The 19,865-nt window shown below is 67.9% G+C and carries 19 protein-coding genes; 13 read left to right on the top strand and 6 right to left on the bottom strand.

The window, feature by feature from the left end; translation table 11 throughout:
• Positions 1-15 precede the first annotated feature (15 nt).
• Genes nuoH through C6A86_RS08240 form a run of 8 tightly spaced genes read left to right on the top strand, consistent with a single transcriptional unit; the run spans position 16 to position 8,627 of the window.
• A complete protein-coding gene (gene nuoH, locus C6A86_RS08275; protein WP_105363576.1) occupies positions 16-1,272 on the top strand; it encodes an NADH-quinone oxidoreductase subunit NuoH in 1,257 nt (418 codons plus the stop codon).
• Entirely contained in the window at positions 1,265-1,801 is a 537-nt protein-coding gene (gene nuoI / locus C6A86_RS08270; RefSeq protein WP_105363577.1) for an NADH-quinone oxidoreductase subunit NuoI, read from the top strand. Before nuoH ends, nuoI begins: the two co-directional genes overlap by 8 nt.
• Positions 1,801-2,565, top strand: a complete 765-nt coding sequence (locus C6A86_RS08265; RefSeq protein WP_105363578.1) for an NADH-quinone oxidoreductase subunit J — start codon at positions 1,801-1,803, stop codon at positions 2,563-2,565. Before nuoI ends, C6A86_RS08265 begins: the two co-directional genes overlap by 1 nt.
• Positions 2,562-2,861: an NADH-quinone oxidoreductase subunit NuoK gene (nuoK, locus tag C6A86_RS08260; protein WP_057167596.1), complete on the top strand. Its 300-nt coding sequence runs from the start codon at positions 2,562-2,564 to the stop codon at positions 2,859-2,861. Before C6A86_RS08265 ends, nuoK begins: the two co-directional genes overlap by 4 nt.
• On the top strand, positions 2,861-4,741 hold the full coding sequence (gene nuoL, locus C6A86_RS08255) for an NADH-quinone oxidoreductase subunit L (RefSeq protein ID WP_105363579.1): 1,881 nt from the start codon (positions 2,861-2,863) through the stop codon (positions 4,739-4,741). Before nuoK ends, nuoL begins: the two co-directional genes overlap by 1 nt.
• Positions 4,742-4,779: 38 nt before the next feature.
• The gene (locus tag C6A86_RS08250) at positions 4,780-6,294 is read left to right on the top strand and encodes an NADH-quinone oxidoreductase subunit M (RefSeq protein ID WP_233213020.1); all 1,515 of its coding nucleotides are present in this window, start codon (positions 4,780-4,782) and stop codon (positions 6,292-6,294) included.
• A complete protein-coding gene (gene nuoN, locus C6A86_RS08245; protein WP_105363581.1) occupies positions 6,291-7,853 on the top strand; it encodes an NADH-quinone oxidoreductase subunit NuoN in 1,563 nt (520 codons plus the stop codon). The genes C6A86_RS08250 and nuoN overlap by 4 nt, the downstream gene beginning before the upstream one ends.
• A 9-nt stretch (positions 7,854-7,862) precedes the next feature.
• Positions 7,863-8,627 (top strand): enoyl-CoA hydratase, encoded by a 765-nt coding sequence (locus tag C6A86_RS08240; RefSeq protein WP_105363582.1) that lies wholly within the window; start codon positions 7,863-7,865, stop codon positions 8,625-8,627.
• Between the two features lie 73 nt (positions 8,628-8,700).
• Here C6A86_RS08240 and C6A86_RS08235 read toward each other — a convergent pair whose 3' ends face one another.
• Complete coding sequence (locus C6A86_RS08235; protein ID WP_105363583.1) at positions 8,701-9,297, bottom strand: TetR/AcrR family transcriptional regulator; 597 nt, start codon at positions 9,295-9,297, stop codon at positions 8,701-8,703.
• Positions 9,298-9,340: 43 nt separating this feature from the next.
• Here C6A86_RS08235 and C6A86_RS08230 point away from each other — a divergent pair, with 43 nt between their 5' ends.
• Both C6A86_RS08230 and C6A86_RS08225 read left to right on the top strand, forming a co-directional pair.
• The gene (locus tag C6A86_RS08230) at positions 9,341-10,471 is read left to right on the top strand and encodes a phosphotransferase family protein (RefSeq protein ID WP_311101077.1); all 1,131 of its coding nucleotides are present in this window, start codon (positions 9,341-9,343) and stop codon (positions 10,469-10,471) included.
• Between the two features lie 11 nt (positions 10,472-10,482).
• Entirely contained in the window at positions 10,483-11,586 is a 1,104-nt protein-coding gene (locus C6A86_RS08225) for a hypothetical protein (RefSeq protein WP_311101076.1), read from the top strand.
• A gap of 23 nt (positions 11,587-11,609) precedes the next feature.
• Here the strand turns inward: C6A86_RS08225 and C6A86_RS08220 are convergent, their stop codons facing one another.
• Complete coding sequence (locus tag C6A86_RS08220) at positions 11,610-11,975, bottom strand: DUF4345 domain-containing protein (protein ID WP_233213003.1); 366 nt, start codon at positions 11,973-11,975, stop codon at positions 11,610-11,612.
• A 34-nt stretch (positions 11,976-12,009) separates the two neighbouring features.
• Between C6A86_RS08220 and C6A86_RS08215 the strand changes: the two genes are divergently transcribed.
• Positions 12,010-12,765 (top strand): helix-turn-helix domain-containing protein, encoded by a 756-nt coding sequence (locus C6A86_RS08215; RefSeq protein WP_105363289.1) that lies wholly within the window; start codon positions 12,010-12,012, stop codon positions 12,763-12,765.
• Positions 12,766-12,767: 2 nt separating this feature from the next.
• On the opposite strand, the gene C6A86_RS08210 is transcribed toward C6A86_RS08215, so the two are convergent.
• Together C6A86_RS08210 and C6A86_RS08205 are read right to left on the bottom strand one after the other, a co-directional pair.
• On the bottom strand, positions 12,768-14,321 hold the full coding sequence (locus C6A86_RS08210; protein ID WP_105363290.1) for an NAD(P)/FAD-dependent oxidoreductase: 1,554 nt from the start codon (positions 14,319-14,321) through the stop codon (positions 12,768-12,770).
• Positions 14,322-14,368: 47 nt separating this feature from the next.
• Positions 14,369-15,340, bottom strand: coding sequence for a TIGR03617 family F420-dependent LLM class oxidoreductase (locus C6A86_RS08205; RefSeq protein WP_168145424.1), 972 nt, complete (start codon positions 15,338-15,340; stop codon positions 14,369-14,371).
• Positions 15,341-15,430: 90 nt separating this feature from the next.
• On the opposite strand from C6A86_RS08205, the gene C6A86_RS08200 reads away from it, so the two are divergent.
• Positions 15,431-16,765 (top strand): flavin monoamine oxidase family protein, encoded by a 1,335-nt coding sequence (locus C6A86_RS08200; protein ID WP_105363292.1) that lies wholly within the window; start codon positions 15,431-15,433, stop codon positions 16,763-16,765.
• Here the strand turns inward: C6A86_RS08200 and C6A86_RS08195 are convergent.
• Together C6A86_RS08195 and C6A86_RS08190 are read right to left on the bottom strand one after the other, a co-directional pair.
• On the bottom strand, positions 16,755-17,678 hold the full coding sequence (locus C6A86_RS08195; protein ID WP_105363293.1) for an alpha/beta fold hydrolase: 924 nt from the start codon (positions 17,676-17,678) through the stop codon (positions 16,755-16,757). The genes C6A86_RS08200 and C6A86_RS08195 overlap by 11 nt on opposite strands.
• Before the next feature lie 61 nt (positions 17,679-17,739).
• A complete protein-coding gene (locus C6A86_RS08190; protein WP_396835280.1) occupies positions 17,740-18,819 on the bottom strand; it encodes an NAD(P)-dependent alcohol dehydrogenase in 1,080 nt (359 codons plus the stop codon).
• A gap of 27 nt (positions 18,820-18,846) precedes the next feature.
• Between C6A86_RS08190 and C6A86_RS08185 the strand changes: the two genes are divergently transcribed.
• Complete coding sequence (locus tag C6A86_RS08185; RefSeq protein WP_105363295.1) at positions 18,847-19,815, top strand: NADPH:quinone oxidoreductase family protein; 969 nt, start codon at positions 18,847-18,849, stop codon at positions 19,813-19,815.
• The last annotated feature ends 50 nt before the right edge of the window (positions 19,816-19,865 follow it).

The following is a 19,865-nucleotide window of genomic DNA, read 5'->3' as shown; positions in this document are numbered from 1 at the left end:
GGAGCGGGATCGCCCATGAATATGCCGGACCTGAGCTCATTCGGCCGCGACCCGTGGTGGCTGATGCTCGCAAAATGCCTGCTGATCTTCGTGTTCCTGCTACTCACCGTTCTGGTGGCCATCCTCGCCGAACGGAAGATCCTGGGCCGCATGCAGATGCGGTTCGGTCCCAACCGCGTCGGGCCGTTCGGGCTGCTGCAGAGCCTTGCCGACGGTGTCAAACTCGCGCTCAAGGAGGGCCTGATCCCGGCGGGGGTGGACAAACCGATCTATCTGATGGCACCGGTGATCGCCGTCATCCCGGCGATCATGGCATTCGCCGTCATCCCGATGGGCGGGCTGGTGTCGGTCTTCGGGCACACCACCGCGCTGCAACTCACCGATCTGCCGGTGGCCGTGCTCTACGTGCTGGCGGTGACGTCGGTCGGGGTGTACGGAATCGTGTTGGCGGGCTGGGCTTCCGGATCGACCTATCCGTTGCTGGGTGGTCTGCGCTCAAGTGCCCAGGTGGTGTCCTACGAGATCGCGATGGCGCTGTCCTTCGTCGCCGTGTTCCTCCTTGCCGGAACCATGTCCACCTCCGGGATCGTCGCCGCCCAGCACAGCACCTGGTTCGTGTTCCTGCTGCTGCCCTCGTTCCTGGTGTATGTCACCTCCATGGTCGGCGAGACCAACCGCGCACCGTTCGACCTGCCGGAGGCCGAGGGCGAACTCGTCGGCGGATTCCACACCGAGTACTCGTCGCTGAAGTTCGCGATGTTCATGCTCGCCGAGTACGTCAACATGACGACGGTGTCGGCGCTGGCCGCCACGATGTTCCTCGGCGGCTGGCAGGCACCGTTCCCGTTCAACCTGATCGACGGCGCCAACACCGGGTGGTGGCCGCTGCTGTGGTTCATCGGGAAGGTGTGGGCGTTTCTGTTCCTGTTCATGTGGCTGCGCGCCACCCTGCCCAGGATGCGCTACGACCAGTTCATGGCGCTGGGCTGGAAGCTGCTCATCCCGGTCTCGTTGGGCTGGATCGTCATCGTCGCCATCACCCAGACGCTGCGCGGACAGGGCTCGCCGATCTGGGTGGCCATGGTCATCAGTCTCGGCGCCGTCGTCGCGGTGGCCCTCATCCTGATGATCCGCCGTTCGTTGCGGCGCAACGCGATCCCGGCGTTCAGCCTGCCCACGGATCCGAGTGCGGTGAGCGTCTACCCGATACCGCCGATACCGCATATTCCGCGTCCGCTGCGCGAGGAACCGAAGGAGCATTCAGATGTCTAAGACCGGTGATGCGCTGGCCGGGTTCGGCGTCACGTTCAAGGCGATGTTCAAGAAGCCGATCACCGAGCAGTACCCCGAGGAACCGGGCCCCGTCGCGGCGCGCTACCACGGCAGGCATCAGCTGAACCGGTACGCCGACGGGCTGGAGAAATGCATCGGCTGCGAGCTGTGTGCCTGGGCCTGCCCCGCGGACGCCATTTTCGTCGAAGGTGCGGACAACACCGAGCAGCAACGGTTCTCCCCCGGCGAACGGTACGGACAGGTGTACCAGATCAACTATCTGCGGTGCATCGGCTGCGGACTGTGTATCGAGGCCTGCCCCACCCGGGCGCTCACCATGACCAACGACTACGAGATGGCCGACGACAACCGCGCGGACCTGATCTACGGCAAGGACAAGCTGCTCGCCCCGCTGGCCGCCGACATGACCCCGCCCCCGCACGCGATGGCGCCGGGCAGCACCGACGAGGACTACTACCGCGGCAACATCAACGCACTCGGACTGATCCAGCAGCCGGAGACGACGTGATGACCCGCGACCTGGTGGCCGCCGCGATCGACGGTGAGGCACTCACCCGCACCACGACCACCGAGGCGGTGCTGTTCTGGATCCTGGGCGCGGTGATCGTTGGCAGCGCGCTCGGGGTGGTCACGGCGACCAAGGCGGTGTACTCGGCGATCTTCCTGGCCATCACGATGATCAACCTCGCGGTGCTCTACATCGCCCAGGACGCGGTGTTCCTCGGGGTGGTGCAGGTCGTCGTGTACACCGGCGCAGTGATGATGCTGTTCCTGTTCGTGCTGATGCTCATCGGCGTCGACTCCTCGGAGTCGCTGGTGGAAACCATCCGAGGGCAACGGATCTCGGCCATCGTCGTGGGCGTCGGCTTCGGGGTGCTGCTCATCGGGGCGATCGGCAACGCCTCGGTCACCGGATTCGCAGGCCTCGAGCAGGCCAACGGCGCCGGCAACGTCGAGGGTCTGGCGGTGCTGATCTTCACCCGCTACGTGTGGGCCTTCGAGTTGACCAGCGCGCTGCTGATCACTGCGACACTCGGCGCGATGGTGCTGGCCCACCGGGAGCGGTTCGACCGCCGCAAGACCCAACGGGAGATGGCCGCCGAACGCTTCGCCCCTGGTGGGCATCCGACGCCGATGCCCAATCCCGGTGTGTACGCCCGGCACAACGCGGTCGATGTGCCGGCACGGCTGCCCGATGGCACCGGCGCGCGCACGTCGGTCAGCTCGGTGCTGGTGCCGCGTGGTCACGTGAGAACCGAGGATGACGAATGAACCCGGCCAACTACCTGTTCCTGTCGGCCCTGCTGTTCACCATCGGGGCCGCCGGAGTGCTGCTGCGCCGCAACGCCATCATCATGTTCATGTGCGTCGAGCTGATGCTCAACGCCGCAAACCTGGCGTTCGTGACGTTCTCCCGGATGCACGGCCACCTCGACGGACAGGTGGTCGCCTTCTTCACCATGGTGGTCGCCGCCTGTGAGGTGGTGGTCGGACTGGCCATCATCATGGCGATCTTCCGGGCGCGCCGGTCGGCGTCGGTGGACGGCGCAAGTCTGCTGAGGCACTAGTGGACAACCTGACCTGGCTGCTGATCGCCCTGCCGCTGGCCGGAGCGGCGCTGCTGCTGCTCGGTGGCCGGGCCACCGACGCGTGGGGGCATCTGCTCGGGTTGGCCGCCGCCGCAGCGTCGTTCGTGGTCGCGGCGGTGCTGTTCACCCAGCTGCTCGGGCGCCCCGAGGATGACCGGACGCTGCACCAGACCCTGTTCTCCTGGGTGCCGGCCGGCGACCTGCGCGTCGATTTCGGGTTGCAGGTCGACCAGCTGTCCATCTGCTTCGTGCTGTTGATCACCGGTGTCGGATCGCTGATCCACCTGTACTCGATCGGCTATATGGCCCACGACGCCGAGCGCCGAAGGTTTTTCGCTTACCTGAACCTGTTCCTGGCGGCCATGCTGCTGCTGGTGCTGGCCGACAACTACCTGGGCCTGTACATGGGCTGGGAGGGGGTCGGCCTGGCGTCTTACCTGCTGATCGGGTTCTGGTCACACAAGCCGAGCGCGGCCACCGCGGCCAAGAAGGCGTTCGTGGTCAACCGGGTCGGCGATATCGGGCTGGCGGTCGCGTTGATGGTGATGTTCGCCGCCACCGGAACCGTCTCGTACTCCGGCGTTTTCGCGGCCGCACCGCAACTGTCCGGCGCAACGCTCAACGCTATCGGGTTGTTGCTGCTGCTGGCCGCGTGCGGTAAGTCCGCGCAGGTGCCGCTGCAGTCGTGGCTGGGCGACGCCATGGAGGGCCCGACCCCGGTCTCCGCGCTGATCCACGCGGCCACCATGGTGACCGCCGGCGTGTACCTGATCGTGCGGTCCGGCCCGGTGTTCAACCTGGCGCCCGAAGCCCAGACCGCGGTGGCCGTCGTCGGCGCCGTCACCCTGCTGTTCGGCGCGATCATCGGCTGCGCGAAGGACGACATCAAGAAGGCCCTCGCCGCGTCGACGATGAGCCAGATCGGCTACATGGTGCTCGCCGCCGGGCTGGGACCCGCCGGGTACGCCATCGCGATCATGCATCTGCTCACCCACGGGTTCTTCAAGGCGGGCCTGTTCCTGGGCGCCGGTTCGGTGATGCACGGGATGAACGACGAAACCGATATGCGGCGTTACGGCGGTTTGCGCACCGTCATGCCGGTCACCTTCGTCACGTTCGGCCTGGGCTACCTCGCGATCATCGGGGTGCCACCGTTCTCCGGCTTCTTCTCCAAGGACGCCATCATCGAGACCGCGTTCGCCGCAGGCGGAGTCAAGGGACTGTTGTTGGGCGGTGCGACCCTGCTGGGCGCGGGGATCACCGCGTTCTACATGACCCGGGTCATGCTGCTGACGTTCTTCGGTGAGCGCCGGTGGCAACCGGATAGCACGCCGCACGAATCCCCCTCGGTCATGACCGCCCCGATGATCGTGCTGGCCGTCGGGTCCGTCGGCGCCGGCGCGCTGCTGGCCATCGGCGGCACGCTGGCGCACTGGCTCGAACCGGTGGTGGGTACCCACGAGGCCCACCATGTCGTCCCGGTCTGGGTGATGACCACCATCACGCTGTCGGTGGTCGCGATCGGTATCGGTATCGCCTACCGCATGTACGCCACCCGGGCGATCCCCGAGATCGCACCGGACGGGTCCGCGCTGACCGTGGCCGCGCGCCACGACCTCTACGGTGATGCGTTCAACGAACGGGTGCTGATGCGTCCCGGCGCGCAGTTCACCGCGGGACTGGTGGAACTCGATGACGATGCGGTGGAGGGTGTGACCCGGGGCCTGGCCGCGGGTGTGGCGGGTGCATCGCAGCGGATGCGGCAGTGGCAGACCGGGTTCGCCCGGTCCTATGCGTTGACCATGCTGGCAGGCACGGTCCTGGTGATCGGTGCGATTCTGGTGGTGAGGGTCTGGTGAACGGGATCGGCTTGCTGACCGCGCTGTGGGTGGTCCCGATGGTCGGCGCGGTGGTGGTGATCCTGCTGCCCTCCAAGGTGTTCGCCAAGTACCTCGCGCTGGCCGTCTCGCTGGCGGTGCTGCTGCTGGCCGCGACGCTCGCCGTCCAGTTCGACCCGGCCGGGCCGCAGTTCCAGTTCGTCGAGGACTATCCGTGGATACCGACCTTCGGCACCGGCTACATCCTGGGCCTGGACGGGATCGCGTTGGCGTTGGTGGTGCTGACGGCGGTGCTGGTGCCGCTGCTGATCGTGGCCGGCTGGAACGATGCCAGTGAGCGAAGCTTCGGTCACCGCTCCACACAGAGCTATCTGGCGCTGACGCTGGCCGTCGAGGCCATGGTGCTGATCTCCCTGATGGCCCTCGACGTGTTGCTGTTCTACGTGTTCTTCGAGGCGATGCTCATCCCGATGTACTTCCTGATCGGTGGGTTCGGCGGCGCCGGACGGTCCAAGGCAGCGGTGAAGTTCCTGCTGTACAACCTGTTCGGCGGGCTCATCATGTTGGCCGCCGTCATCGGCCTCTACGTGGTGACCGCGAGCAGCGGGGCCTTCGATTCCGGCACTTTCGACTTCCGGGCCATCGCCGCGGCCGTCGCCAACGGCGAACTGAACATCGACCCGGCACTACTGAACGCGCTGTTCCTCGGCTTCATGTTCGCGTTCGCGGTGAAGGCGCCGCTGTGGCCGTTTCACCGCTGGCTACCCGATGCCGCCGTCGAATCCACCCCGGCGACCGCGGTGCTGATGATGGCCGTCGTCGACAAGGTCGGCACCTTCGGTATGCTGCGCTACTGTCTGCAGCTGTTCCCCGACGCCGCGAAGTACTTTCAGCCGCTGATCATCACGCTGGCCGTCATCGGGATCGTCTACGGCGCGATCGTCGCGATCGGCCAGACCGATGTGATGCGTCTGATCGCCTACACCTCGATATCGCATTTCGGCTTCATCATCCTGGGCATCTTCGCGATGACCAGCCAGGGCCAGGCGGGCTCGACGCTGTACATGGTCAATCACGGCATCTCCACCGCGGCGCTGTTCCTGATTGCCGGATTCCTGGTGTCGCGCAGAGGGTCCCGGCTCATCGCAGACTTCGGCGGCGTGCAACGGGTCGCGCCCGTGCTGGCGGGTACCTTCCTGGTCGCCGGTCTGGCCACCCTGTCGTTGCCCGGGCTGGCGCCGTTCATCAGCGAGTTCCTGGTACTCATCGGCACGTTCACCCGGTTCCCGGTGCTCGCTGTCATCGCGGCCAGCGCACTCGTGCTGTCGGCGGTCTACATTCTGTGGGCCTATCAGCGGATGATGACCGGGCCGGTCACCGCGGGCAACGAATCGGTGCGTGACCTGATACCGCGGGAACTGATCGTGGTGGCCCCGTTGATCGCGCTGCTGCTGGTGCTCGGGGTGTATCCGAAACCGGCGCTCGATGTCATCAACCCGGCCGTCACACACACACTGACCACCATCGACGTCCAAGACCCGGTACCCGCCACGGCGGAAGGGCCCCCGCAATGATCATCGAAGCGCCGTCCATCGAATACGGCCAGCTCTCACCGTTTCTCATCGTGCTGGGTATCGCCGTCCTCGGCGTGCTCGTGGAGGCGTTCCTGCCGCGCCGCGCCCGCTACGCGACTCAGCTGGTGCTGGCCCTCGGCGGTCAGCTGGCCGCGCTGGGCGCCGTCGTCTGGGTACACACCGACCTCGGCGACTCGCCGGGCAACACCGCCGCGGTGGGCTCCCTGGTCGTCGACCGGCCCGCGCTGTTCCTGCAGGGACTGCTGCTGCTCATCGGCATCCTCGGTGTACTACTGATCGCCGAGCGGCGGATCGACGCCGGGGGCGAGTCGGGGCTGGACGCGTTCACCCCGCAGGCGGCCGCGGTGCCGGGCAGTCTCGCCGAGAAGGTCGCCGTCAAAGCCGTTGTCGCACAGACCGAGATCTTCCCGCTGACGATGTTCGCGCTCGGCGGCATGATGCTGTTCCCGGCCACCGATGACCTGCTGACCATGTTCGTCGCCCTGGAGGTGCTCTCGCTGCCGCTGTACCTGATGTGCGGTCTGGCCCGGCGCCGCCGTCTGGTGTCGCAGGAAGCGGCCCTCAAATACTTCCTGCTCGGCGCGTTCTCCTCGGCATTCTTCCTGTACGGAATCGCGATGCTGTACGGGTATTCCGGCGGTTTCCGCCTCGACGATATCGCCGCCGCCGTGCAGGCCGAACGCGGTGACACCGCGCTGGCGCTGGTCGGGGTCGGGCTGGTGGCCGTCGGGATCCTGTTCAAGGTCGGCGCGGTACCGTTCCATTCCTGGATTCCCGATGTTTATCAGGGCGCCCCCACCCCGGTCACCGCATTCATGGCGGCCGCCACCAAGATCGCCGCGTTCGGCGCCATGCTGCGCATCTTCTACGTCGCGCTGCCCGGACTCGCCGACGACTGGCAGCCGATGCTGTGGGTGATCGCGATCGTCACGATGGTCGTCGGCACCGTCACCGCGGTGTCCCAGAGCGATGTCAAACGGATGCTGGCCTATTCGGCGGTGGCGCACACCGGGTTCATCCTCACCGGCGTCATCGCGTTGAACGGGGCGGGGGTCGCGGCGACACTGTTCTATCTGTTCGCCTACGGGTTCAGCACCCTGGGCGCCTTCGCGCTGGCCGGCCTGGTGCGCCGCACCGACGGCGAGGAGGAGACAACACTCACCCGGTGGGCCGGGCTGGGCCGCCGCTATCCGGTGGTGGGCGTGGTGTTTTCGCTGTACCTGCTGGCCTTCGCCGGTATCCCGCTGACCAGTGGATTCGTCAGTAAGTTCGCGGTGTTCAAGGCGGCCGCCGAGGGCGGAGCCGGACCGCTGGTGATCGTCGGCGTCATCGCCAGCGCGGTGGCCGCTTACTTCTACGTGCGGGTCATCGTGCTGATGTTCTTCACCGACCCGCCCGAGGATGCACCGGTCGTCGTGGTGCCCAGCCTGCTGACCACGGGTGCGGTCACCGTCACCGCCGCCGTCACGTTCGCCCTCGGCGCGCTGCCGCAGCCGCTGCTGGATCTGGCGAACCAAGCACAACAGTTCGTCCGCTAGGTTCCCCGGATGAGCGAAGTTCTGATCACCGACCACGACGCCGTGCGGGTGCTGACCCTGAACCGTCCGCAGGCCCGCAACGCGCTGAGCCACGACCTGATCAGGGCGCTGTACGCCGCGCTGAAAGCGGCCGACGCCGACGAGGCGGTGCGCGCGGTCGTGCTCACCGGCACCGACCCGGCCTTCTGCGCCGGCGTCGACCTCAAGGAGGCGGCCCGCGACGGGCTGAAGTACTTCGAGGAGTTCCGATCCCAGAGTTGCATCACCGCGGTCCGGGAGATGCGCACCCCGATCGTCGGCGCCATCAACGGCGCCACCTTCACCGGTGGGCTGGAGATCGCGCTGGGCTGCGACTTCCTAGTAGCCTCCGAACGCGCGGTGTTCGCCGACACCCACGCCCGGGTGGGGATCCTGCCCGGCGGCGGGATGACCGCGCGGCTACCTCAGGTCGTCGGCCTGTCCATGGCACGCCGGATGTCGATGACCGGGGAGGTCATCGACGCGGCCCGCGCCGAGCGGATCGGCCTGGTCACCGAGGTGGTCGCGCATGACCGGCTGCTGGAGCGTGCCCTGGAGCTGGCCGGGGCCATCGCCGAGGTGCCGGGCCCGACCATGTTGGGGCTCAAGGAGATCTACACCGAAGGTGCGGCGGCGGTGATCGACCCGGCGCTGGCCGCAGAGGCACGCATCGCCTATGCGCAGCACCGCGAGTTCGGGGACCTCGGTGACCGGTTCCGCGCGGTGTCCGAGCGCAACAAGAGCCAGATCACCTAGTTGCCGAAACTGTATTCCGGCAGGCCTCCACTCGCAATTTCCCATCTGGAATACAGTTTCGGCGGAAAAGGACCTAACGGATCACGCCGTGCACCAGGATCGCGGTGGTCTGGTCGACCCACTGGTCGTGCAGATCCTGTCCGGGGGTGAGCAGCATCCGCAGCAGGGTCGCGCCGCCGACCAGTTCGATGAGCCGGTCCGGGTCGACCTCGGGCTTCACCTCACCGCGCTCCACGGCGCGCTGCAGCCGTAGCCGCACCACCTCGAACAGCCCGGTGAACCGGCCCATCACCCGGTCGTTGAGGTCGGGGTCGGCGGCCATGTCCGCGATCACCCCCGGCAGCGCGGCCCGCACCACCGGGCTGGTGAACACCGCTCCGGCGGCCGCGATCATCTCCCGCACGTCGGTGGCGATATCGCCCTCGGGCAGGCCCAACGCCGTGGGTGTGGTGGGGAACGCCGCTTCGTGCACCAACTCGGCCTTGCTGGACCATCGGCGGTACAGCGCGGTCTTCGTGGTGCCCGCCCGTTCGGCCACCGCGGCCATGGTCAGATTCGAATATCCGATCTGCACAAGAAGATCCGATGTCGCCGCAAGGATGGCAGCATCGATGCGCGGGTCCCGGGGACGGCCGGCACCCTTGTCAACCGGCGGTATCTCTGCTTTCATAACGCTACCCACCGTATCGTAATTCGGGCCGGAAGGAACAACCGTGGCGAATGAACCGGCTGTCGAGGACGTCAGCCGCCTCCAGCATTCCAGCCGCGACACCGACGCTCTACCCGAGCAGCTGTCGCAGTGGTTGGCCACGGTGCTGCCCGAACGAGCAGCACCGCAGATCACCGTCGAGAACGGTGTCGACGCCAACGGCATGTCCTCGGAGACCATCCTGCTCACCGCGCGGTGGGGCGACGACGAGCAGCGCCTGGTCGCCCGGGTGGCGCCCACCGCCACCGATGTGCCGGTGTTCTCCTCCTACCGGCTGGACCACCAGTTCGAGCTGATGCGCCTGGTCGGCGAGCTCACCGAGGTTCCGGTGCCGCGGGTGCGCTGGATCGACACCACCGGCGAGGTCCTCGGCACACCGTTCTTCCTGATGGACCGCGTCGACGGCGAGGTACCGCCCGACGTGATGCCCTACACCTTCGGCGGCAACTGGTTCGCCGATGCCGCACCGGAGCGCCGGCGTGAGTTGCAGGACTCCACGGTCGAGGTACTGGCCAAGCTGCACGCCATTCCCGATGCGGCACAGCGGTTCTCTTTCCTGGCCGAGGTCGATCCACCCGGTGACACCCCACTGCGCAGGCACTTCGGCTGGCTCAAGGAGTGGTACGAGTTCGCGGTACCCGATATCGGCCGCTCACCGCTGGTCGACCGGGCGCTGCAGTGGCTCGAAGCGCACTTCCCCACCGAGGTCGCGGCGTCCCCTCCGGTGCTGACCTGGGGCGACTCCCGCATCGGCAATGTGCTGTACGCGAACTTCCGGCCGGTCGCCGTGCTCGACTGGGAGATGGCCACGGTTGGCCCGCGCGAGCTGGACGTCTCATGGATCATCTTCGCCCACATGGTGTTCCAGGAGCTCGCCGGCCTGGCCGGGCTGCCCGGCCTGCCGGACGTGTTGCACGAAGACGATGTCCGCGCGACCTATGAACGGCTCACCGGGGAAACGCTGGGCGATCTGCACTGGTTCTATATCTACTCCGCGGTGATCTGGTGTTGCGTGTTCATGCGCACCACCGCCCGCCGGGTGCACTTCGGGGAGATGGAGCAGCCCGAGGATGTCGAGTCCACCTTCTACCACGCATCACTGTTACGGCGGTTGCTGCAAGATGAGGAGTCATAGTGCTCGGACCGATGGATGAGTTTCCGGTACACCAGGTTCCGCAACCCATTGCGTGGCCTGGATCCTCGGACCGGAACTTCTACGACCGTTCGTATTTCAATGCCCACGACCGCACCGGCGACATCTTCGTCATCACCGGGCTCGGTTACTACCCCAATCTGGGTGTGAAGGATGCGTTCTTTCTGGTTCGGCGGGGAGATGTGCAGACCGCGGTACACCTGTCCGACGCGCTCGATCAGGACCGGCTCAACCAGCACGTCAACGGCTACCGGATCGATGTCACCGACCCGCTGCACAGCCTGCGGATCACCCTGGAGGAGACCGACGGTATCGCCGCCGACCTCACCTGGAACGGCCTGTTCGACGTGGTGCAGGAGCAGCGCCACCTGATGCGCCAGGGCAACCGGGTGACGTTGGACGCCCAGCGCTTCGCCCAGTTAGGTTCCTGGAGTGGGCATCTGGAGATCGACGGGGAGCGCATCCCGGTCGACCCGGCGACCTGGATCGGGTCCCGCGACCGGTCCTGGGGCATCCGCCCGGTCGGTGAGGCCGAAACGCCCGGCCGGCCTGCCGATCCCCCGTTCGAAGGCATGTGGTGGCTGTATGTCCCGATGGCGTTCGACGACTACTCCATCGTCATCATCATCCAGGAGGCACCCGACGGGTTCCGCTCCCTGAACGACTGCACCCGGATCTTCAAGGACGGCCGCGTCGAGCAGCTCGGCTGGCCCCGGGTGAAGGTCCACTACCGCTCCGGTACCCGCATCCCCACCGGCGCCACCATCGACGCGACGGCACCCGACGGTACCGCGCTGCGATTCGATGTGGAATCCAAACTGCCGGTGCCGATTCACGTCGGCGGCGGCTACGGCGGCGACTCGGACTGGATCCACGGAGTCTGGAAGGGCGAGAAGTTCACCGAGCGGCTCACCTATGACATGACCGACCCGGCGATCATCGGCCGGGCCGCTTTCGGCGTCATCGACCATGTGGGCCGGGCGGTCTGCACCGAGGGCGACAAGGCCCCGGTCGAGGGCTGGGGCCTGTTCGAGCACGGCGCGCTGGGCCGGCACGACCCGTCCGGGTTCGCCGACTGGCTGACCGTCGCCCCCTAGATCTCTCCTCGCGAGCGGGAGAACTAGGCCGCCCAGCACAGTGCGGCGGCGGCCACCGCCTCCACCAGGCAGTAGAACCAGTTCGGGTAGAACGACGTCCGGTCACCGAGCACCGCGGACGCCAACCGGCCCAGCGCCATCCCGCCCAGTGCCGCGCCGACGGTGATCAGCACGCCGGTGCGCACCTCCCCCGGCGTGGCCGCCGCATACCCGAGCACCGCGGCCATGGCCACACCGAAACCGCCATACACCGCACGCACTTCCGCGCGCTGCGCATCGGCGGCAAGGGTGAACCCGAACGGGCGCAGCATGGCTGCCGGCGCAGCGAGCGCGTACAGACCCATGCCCAGGAAGAACAACCCGACGATGCCGATCACTGCCAGGGCCACGGTAACCTCCTGATCACTTGACGAGGAGTCCAGCATGTCGCCCCGAGCACCCGCTCCGCTTCCACAAACCTGCTATCCGGCGGTGTGGTTGTGGCCGGGACAGGCGCTCTACTCCGGCCCCGGTCTCGGTCTGGAGCCGCACTCCGGCTCGGTGTGGTGTCTGGCCGTCGGTGTGGACGGGCCGCTGACAGTGCAGGTCGGCGCGCAGCGCATCGAGGCGCGCACGGCGCTGATACCGCCGCGGCTGGTGCACCACCTGACTACGACGGGCCCGCTGGTGTCGTGTTACCTCGACCCCGCCACGCAGCGATCGGCCGCCTGCCGCGCGCAGTTCGACGAGTTCCGCGGTGACATCGGTGTCCAGCACGCCGCCGAGACCGCACTGCTCACCCCGCCTACCGATGATGTCGAGGCGCTGCGCTGGCTGGATATCGCGGCACCCTCGGATGTCCGGGTGATCGACCCACGAATCGAGCTGACCGCCAAGCAGGTTCGTGACGACCCGGCCGCCGCGGTATCGGCCGCCGAGCTCGCCGCGTCGGTCGGTGTGTCCGAATCCCGGTTCCTGCACCTGTTCCGGCAGGAGATCGGGTCGAGTCTGCGCCGCTACCGGCTGTGGTGCCGGCTGATGCGCGCCGGGGCGGAGCTCGCCGCGGGCCAGAATCTGACCACCGCCGCGGCCGAGGCCGGGTTCGCCAGCCCGTCGCACCTGGCCGACCGGTTCAAGACGACCTTCGGCTTGTCGGCCACGCAGCTGATGGCGACGGGCCTGACGATCCGGGTGCCCTGAGTTCAGCCCGCGACGGTGCGCAAACTCTGATCCGTGGGCGGCGTGTCGGCCTCAGACACGCCCGCTCGCGGAGAAGTGGAGCTGCCGGCTTGCACCCGGCCGAACACCATCGACTCCTCGATCCGGTCGAAACGATGCTCGACGGCATCCAGCGCGTAGTTGTGCCGGACGTTCCACGGCCGCTTCGTCCCCGATTTGGGCAGTGCGTGCGGGGAACGTTTGATGTAGCCGGCGTCGAGGTCGAACGTCGGCTTCTCCGGCATGACGGTGGAGCCCAGGTGCGGGTAGGCGCTGGTGTAGCCGTGGGAATCCATGTAGGCCAACAATTTGGCGACCGCCCGCGCGGTCATGTCGGCGCGCAACGTCCAGGACGCGTTGGTGTAACCGATGCACCAGGCCATGTTGGGGATGTCCTCGAGCAGATGTTCCTTGTAGACGAAGCGTTCGGTGGGGTCGACCCGGTTACCGTCCATGGAGATCTCGATACCGCCGAATGACTGCAACTGCAGACCGGTGGCGGTGACGATGATGTCGGCGTCGATGCGGTCCCCCGAGGTCAGCACGATGCCGTCGGCGTCGATGCGGTCGATGTGGTCGGTGACCACCTCGGCGCGGCCGGCGCTGATGTCCTCGAACAGATCGCCGTCGAGCACCAGGCACATCCGCTGGTCCCACGGGTTGTACCGGGGCTTGAAGTGGACGTCGACCGGATAGCCCTCGGGCAGTTCGGCAATGGTGGCCCGGCGGATCACCTTGCGGCCGAGGCCCGGCGCCTTGCGGAAGAACATGTACAGCAGGAAGTGGTACCAGGCGTTGCGGAACCGGACGACCTGGTGGGCGATCTTGCGCGGCAGCACCTTCCGGACCGCCTGCATCGGCTTGGGCACCGCGGGCATGGACATCATGTAGGTGGGTGAGCGTTGAAGCATGGTCACGTGGGCGGCCTTCTCGGCCAACTCGGGCACCAGGCTGATCGCGGTCGCGCCGCTGCCGATGACCACCACCCGCTTGCCGGCGTAGTCGAGGTCCTCCGGCCAGAACTGCGGATGCACGACGGTCCCGGCAAAGGACTCGATGCCCGGGAAATCCGGGGTGTGCGCCTGGTCGTAGTTGTAGTAGCCGGTCCCGAAGAACACGAACCGGGCCCGATGGGTGCTGGCCTCCCCGTCCTGTTCGGCGTGCACCGTCCAGGTGTCGGTTGCCGAATCCCAGTCCACCGAGGACACCCGCGTATCGAACCGGATGTGCCGGTCGATGCCGTACTTACGGGCCGTCTCGGTCAGGTACTCGCGGATGTCGGCGCCGTCGGCGACATGCTCGCGTCGGGTCCACGGCTCATACGGGTAGCTGAGGGTGAAGATATCGCTGTCGGAACGAATCCCCGGGTAGCGGAACAGGTCCCAGGTGCCGCCGATGCGCTGCCTGCGCTCCAGGATGGTGTAGCTCAGCCCGGGATTGCGCTCGTGGATGCGGTAGGCGGCGTTGATGCCCGAGATACCGGCCCCGATGATCAGCACATCGGAGAACTCGGGTTCGGTCGCAGTTTCGTTGGACACCGGACAACCTCCTTGTGGTCCTGCCCCGTACCACCCACCTTAGGACCTCAGGTGCGCAGCTCGTCAACGATCTGGGCCAGCAATTCCGTTTCGATCGGTCCGGGCTGATAGATGCAGATCCGGTCCGAGATGCCGTCGACGCGGTCCCGGATATGGGCCGCCACCTGCGCCGGGGTGCCGCACGCGGCGATGGTGTGCAGCACATCGTCGTCGATGAGCGCGCCCATCTCCGACCAGCGGCCCTGCTTGGACAGCGCGTTCAGTTCGGGCTGCAGGTCCCCCCAGCCGTGGATGTCGAGCACCGGCCGATAGGCGGGTGTCGACCCGTAGAAGGCCAGCAGCTGCCGGGTGGCCGTGTGGTCCTCACCCACCGACACGATGATCTCGGGGACGATCGCCAGGTCGGCGCGGGTGCGTCCGCCCGCGGCGAGGCCCTCGTCGACGGCGGTCATGGTGACTTCGTGCAGGAACTTCTTGTTGCCGAACGGCATCACCAGCAGACCATCGGCGTGCTGCGCGGTCGCCTTGGTCAACCGCGGCCCGAGTGCGCCGACGTAGATGGGCGGCGGCCCGTACGGATTGTCGCGGGGGGTGAACGTCGGCGTCATCAGGGTGTGGCGGTAGTACTCACCCCGGAAATCCAGCCGCTCCCCGGTGGACCAGGTGGTGAAGATGGCGCGCAGCGCCGCGACGAGTTCGGTCATCCGCACCACCGGGCGGTCGAACTCGGCGCCGAATCGCTTCTCGATCTGGGTGCGGATCTGGGTGCCCAGCCCCAGGGTGAACCGGCCCTGGGTCAGGATCTGGTGGTCGATGGCCTGGTGCGCCAGATGGATCGGGTTGCGCGGGAACGCGATCGCCACATTGGTCATCAGGTCCAGGCCGCCGACGGTGGAGGCCAGCGTCAACGGCGTGAACACGTCGTGCGGCCCCTCGAAGGTGAACACCCCGCTGGCGCCGGCATCGCGCAGCGCCTCGGCGCGTTCGATGGCTCCTACAGGACCGAACAGCGCAGTCATCACCTTCACAGCGGGCACCCTACTGGGATTTCGGCGTGAAATCGTGCGCATACCGCACGTTTTCACGCCGAAATCGCGTAGGAAGGGGGCGTGACCGATGTGATCGTGGTGGGGGCCGGATTCGCAGGACTGTCAGCGGCACGCGAGCTGACCAAACGAGGGCACGAGGTGGTGGTGCTCGAAGGGCGGGACCGGGTCGGGGGTCGCGCCTACACCGCGACGCTGGCCGGGGTCCCGGTCGACCTGGGCGCGACGTTCGTCGGGCCGACCCAGGACGCCGTGATCGCGCTGGCCGCCGAACTGGGGTGCGAGACGGTGCCGACCTACAGCCGCGGCAAGAACCTCATCCGCTGGCACGGCAAGGTGCGCTCCTACCGCAGCACCATCCCGAAACTGTCGCTGATCGAACTGCTCGACGTGTCCCGTATCCAGTGGCGTTTCGACCGGCTGAGCAAGCTGATCCCGGTGACCGACGTCTGGGCGGCGCCGGCCGCGCACCGGCTGGATCAGAAGAGTCTGGAGGGCTGGCTGCGCGCCGTCCATGCCAGCGCCTCCACCCGCAATCTGATGGCCATCATGGCGCGGGTGACGTGGGGGTGCGAACCCGGCGATGTGTCGATGCTGCACGCCGTGCGCTACGTCAAGGCCGCCGGCGGGCTGGGCCGGATGCTCGACGTCAAGGGCGGCGCCCAGCAGGACCGCTTCCCGGCGGGCACTCAGCAGATCGCCCAGCGCATGGCCGCCGACCTCGGCGACCGGGTGATCACCGACGCGCCGGTACGGAGCATCACCCGCACCGGTTCCGGTTTCACCGTGGAGTCCGCGCGCGGCGAGCATGCCGCGGCCGCCCTCGTGCTGGCGATCGCGCCCGCCCACCGGGCGGCGATCACCTTCGATCCGCCGCTGCCCGCGGGCCACGTCGAGCTCGCGAAGCACTGGCCGCAGGGCAACCTCAGCAAGGCCTATGCCGCCTACGACAAGCCGTTCTGGCGGACCGGTGGGTGCTCGGGTGAGGCACTGTCGGATGAGGGCCCGATCTTCATCACCTTCGATGTCAGCCCCGGCGATGACGGGCCCGGGGTCCTGCTGGGCTTCGCCGATGCGCGCACCTTCGACGACCTGGCGCCCGAGGTGCGTCGCGAACGCGCCCTCGGGTGCTTCACGACACTCTTCGGCGCGGCCGCCGCCACCCCCGTCGACTACCTGGACCACTGCTGGAGCGCCGAGCCGTTCGCCCCCGGCGGGCCCACCGCAGCCGTCCCGCCCGGTGCGTGGGTCGAGCACGGAGCGCACCTGCGTGAACCGGTGGACGGAATCTTCTGGGCCGGAACCGAAACCGCCGACCAGTGGACCGGTTTTCTGGACGGCGCGGTGCGCTCCGGGCACCGCGCGGCGGCCGAAGTGGGTGCCTACCTCAGGAGCTGAGGCGCTGCTGGGCCACCGATTCGGCGAGTGAGCGCAAGGTGCGGTTCACCTCATCGGGGCATTCCAGGATGGCGCAGTGCCCGCCGGGCAGCTCCACGAACTCGGTCAGGTTGGGGGCGTGCTCGGCGATGTGCCGGGATGCCTTGATCGGCAGCAACCGGTCCTTGGTGCTGCCGATGACCAGCGTCGGCACCGTCAGGTTCCGCAGCGAAATATGCTGTGCACCAAGACCGTCCACCAGCACCCGGGCCCATCCGCCGCGGCCCGCGGGCGAGGTGGTGGCGAACAGCCGGTACACGAGTTCGGCGACCGACGGATCGGCGTCGCGACCGACCGCGAGGTAGGCGACGAAACGCTTGTTGGCCCGGTCGGCGAGCTTGGGGACCGGGGTGGCGCCGAAGGTCTTGAGCAGGGTTCCCGCACCGCGGATGCGGGTGGCGGCCAGCGCCGGAGGCACCTGGGCCAGCTGCACGTCGCGCAACAGATCCCCGGTGGTGGTGTTGATCAGCGCGACGGCGTCGGCGCACTGGGCGACGCGGTGCGGGTAGCGCTGTGACCAGGCGCTGATGGCGATACCGCCCATCGAATGCCCGCCGATCACCGCGCGTTGTCCCGGGGCCAGCGTCGCATCGAGCACCGCATCCAGATCGGCGGCCAGATGGTTGAGGCTGTAGGCCTTGCGGCCGCGCGGCGCCTCGCTGAGGCCGTGCCCGCGGTGGTCGTAGGCGATCACCTTGTAGTCGCGGGCCAGGTCGGCGATCTGGTGGGCCCAGACCTCGATGGCGCAGGTGATGCCGTGTGCCAGCACGATCGGATAGCCGTCGTCGGGCCCGAAGACCCGGACGTGCAGCCGGGTGCCGTCGAAGGAACGCACGTGCACGGTGTTGGCCGGCGGGAGCGCTGGCAGTGTCATCGGGGTTGCTCCAATCGGTCGGCGCCGTTGCCGGTGGACAGGCTTTGCCTGGACAGGGATCTTAACCCCCGGTGAGCAGCACCGGCTTGATTGCCCGGCCGGCCTTCGCGGCGGCCCATGCCTGGTCGAAGTCGTCGAACGGGTAGCTGGTGATCAGCTTGTCCAGCGGCAGTTCACCGCGGCGGTGGTACTCGGCGAGTCGCGGGATGAACACCTGTGGGTCGCTGTCGCCCTCGACCACGCCGCGGACCGTCAGCCCCTTTGCCATGATCAGCGTCACCGGTAGCTCGGCGGTCGGCGCCCCGAGACCCACCAGGGCCAGGGTGCCGCGTGCGGCCAGCACCCCGACGGCCGAGGCGATGACATCGGGGCGTGCGGTGGTGTCCACCGCGCCGCCGACTCCGCCGGTCAGCTTCACGATCTCGGCGGCGGCGTCGGTGTCGGTCGGGTCGAGGGTGACGGTGGCGCCCAGCTCGGCGGCCAGCGCGCGCCGCTCGGCGATCGGGTCGACCGCAATGATCGTGGTAGCCCCCGCGATCCGCGCGCCCATCACCGCGGACAGCCCGACGGCGCCGGCTCCGAAGATCGCGATGCCGGGCACCGCGCCGATCACGTTGAGCACCGCGCCGACGCCGGTCTGCACGCTGCAGCCCAGCGGGGCGGCCAGTGCCGGGTCGAAGCCGTCGGGCAGCGGTACCGCGTTGCGGCTGCCGGCGATGGCGTGGGTGGCGAAGCTGGACTGCCCGAAGAAGCCCCCGGTGATGGGTATTCCGCCGAGACGCAGCGCGCTGGTCTCGTCGCGGCGGCCGCCGCGCATGTTGAGGTTGGTGGACTGATCGCAGTAGGCGGGCCGGTCCTGCGCGCAGTTGCCGCAGGCGCCGCAGCTGGCGAAGGTCAGCACGACCTGTTCCCCGACCCGGCGCTGAGCCTGCGGGCCGACGGCGACGACGGTCCCCGCGCCCTCGTGCCCGAACACCATGGGTGTCTTGCTGAAAATGGACGCCATGGTGATGTCGGTGTGGCAGATCCCGACGGCGTCGATGCGCACCAGTACCTCGTCACCGACCGGATCGCGCAATTCGATGTCGGTGAGCTGCGGATCCCGTCCAGGTTCGAGGAGTACCGCGGCACGTGCCTTGATCACTTGACGCATGTTAAATGGTCAGTCATGCGCGCAATACACATACCCCGGTTGGACGGTCCCGACGCTGCTGAGCTGGTGGACATCGACGAACCCGCGGCCGATGGTGTGGTGATCGATGTGCACGCGGCCGGGGTGGCGTTCCCGGATGCCCTGCAGACCCGCGGCCTTTATCAGTACAAGGCACCGCTGCCCTATGTGCCGGGCGCCGAGGTGGCCGGTGTGGTGCGCAGCGCGCCCGCGGGATCGGCGTTCGCGGCCGGTGACCGGGTCGCCGGGTTGTGCATGCTGACCGGCGGGATGGCCGAGGTGGTGGCCCTGCCCGAGGAGCGGGTGTTCGCGCTGCCCGACAACGTGTCCTTCGAGGCGGGCGCCGGGGTGTTGTTCAACGATCTGACGGTGCATTTCGCGCTGCGCACCCGCGGCCGGATCGCCGAGGGTGAGACGGTGCTGGTGCACGGCGCGGCCGGCGGTATCGGTACCTCGACGTTGCGGCTGGCCCCGGCGTTCGGTGCGGCGCGCACCATCGCGGTGGTGAGCTCGCAGGACAAGGGCGAGATCGCCCGGGCGGCAGGGGCATCCGATGTGGTGCTGGCCGACGGGTTCAAGGACGCGGTCAAGGAGCTCACCGGCGGGCGGGGCGTGGACATCGTGCTGGACCCGGTCGGTGGTGACCGATTCACCGATTCGCTGCGCTCGCTGGCCCCGGGCGGGCGACTGCTGGTAGTCGGTTTCACCGGCGGCGAGATCCCGACGGTCAAGGTGAACCGGTTGCTGCTCAACAACGTTGACGCCATCGGTGTCGGGTGGGGCGCCTGGACCGGGACACATCCGGGTTACCTGGCGCAGCAGTGGGCCGAGCTGGCGCCGCTGTTGGCCTCCGGTGCGGTCAGCGCGCCCGAGCCCAGCGTCTACCCGCTGGAGCGCGCCGGTGAGGCCATCGCGTCGTTGGAGAACCGCAGCGCCAAGGGCAAGGTCGTCCTCAAAGTGCGCTGACCCCCGGCGATTTGTGCGAGATTTGTAGCGCTGAGCGTCACAAATCTCGC

Origin of the sequence: Mycobacterium sp. ITM-2016-00316, from assembly GCF_002968335.2 — a bacterium.
In the GTDB taxonomy this organism is placed as follows: Bacteria; Actinomycetota; Actinomycetes; order Mycobacteriales; family Mycobacteriaceae; genus Mycobacterium.
This window is presented reverse-complemented; position numbering and strand designations above follow the sequence as displayed.

Excerpts from the sequence above, each read along its gene's own strand:
- C6A86_RS08185 (WP_105363295.1), top strand. The coding sequence starts at position 18,847 with ATGCGCGCAATACACATACCCCGGTTGGACGGTCCCGACGCTGCTGAG.
- nuoH (WP_105363576.1), top strand. The coding sequence starts at position 16 with ATGAATATGCCGGACCTGAGCTCATTCGGCCGCGACCCGTGGTGGCTG.
- C6A86_RS08205 (WP_168145424.1), bottom strand. The coding sequence starts at position 15,340 with ATGACTGCGCTGTTCGGTCCTGTAGGAGCCATCGAACGCGCCGAGGCG.
- C6A86_RS08215 (WP_105363289.1), top strand. The coding sequence starts at position 12,010 with ATGTCGCCCCGAGCACCCGCTCCGCTTCCACAAACCTGCTATCCGGCG.
- nuoI (WP_105363577.1), top strand. The coding sequence starts at position 1,265 with ATGTCTAAGACCGGTGATGCGCTGGCCGGGTTCGGCGTCACGTTCAAG.
- C6A86_RS08225 (WP_311101076.1), top strand. The coding sequence starts at position 10,483 with ATGGATGAGTTTCCGGTACACCAGGTTCCGCAACCCATTGCGTGGCCT.
- C6A86_RS08265 (WP_105363578.1), top strand. The coding sequence starts at position 1,801 with ATGACCCGCGACCTGGTGGCCGCCGCGATCGACGGTGAGGCACTCACC.
- C6A86_RS08235 (WP_105363583.1), bottom strand. The coding sequence starts at position 9,297 with ATGAAAGCAGAGATACCGCCGGTTGACAAGGGTGCCGGCCGTCCCCGG.
- nuoN (WP_105363581.1), top strand. The coding sequence starts at position 6,291 with ATGATCATCGAAGCGCCGTCCATCGAATACGGCCAGCTCTCACCGTTT.
- C6A86_RS08250 (WP_233213020.1), top strand. The coding sequence starts at position 4,780 with ATGGTCGGCGCGGTGGTGGTGATCCTGCTGCCCTCCAAGGTGTTCGCC.
- C6A86_RS08195 (WP_105363293.1), bottom strand. The coding sequence starts at position 17,678 with ATGACACTGCCAGCGCTCCCGCCGGCCAACACCGTGCACGTGCGTTCC.
- C6A86_RS08240 (WP_105363582.1), top strand. The coding sequence starts at position 7,863 with ATGAGCGAAGTTCTGATCACCGACCACGACGCCGTGCGGGTGCTGACC.
- nuoK (WP_057167596.1), top strand. The coding sequence starts at position 2,562 with ATGAACCCGGCCAACTACCTGTTCCTGTCGGCCCTGCTGTTCACCATC.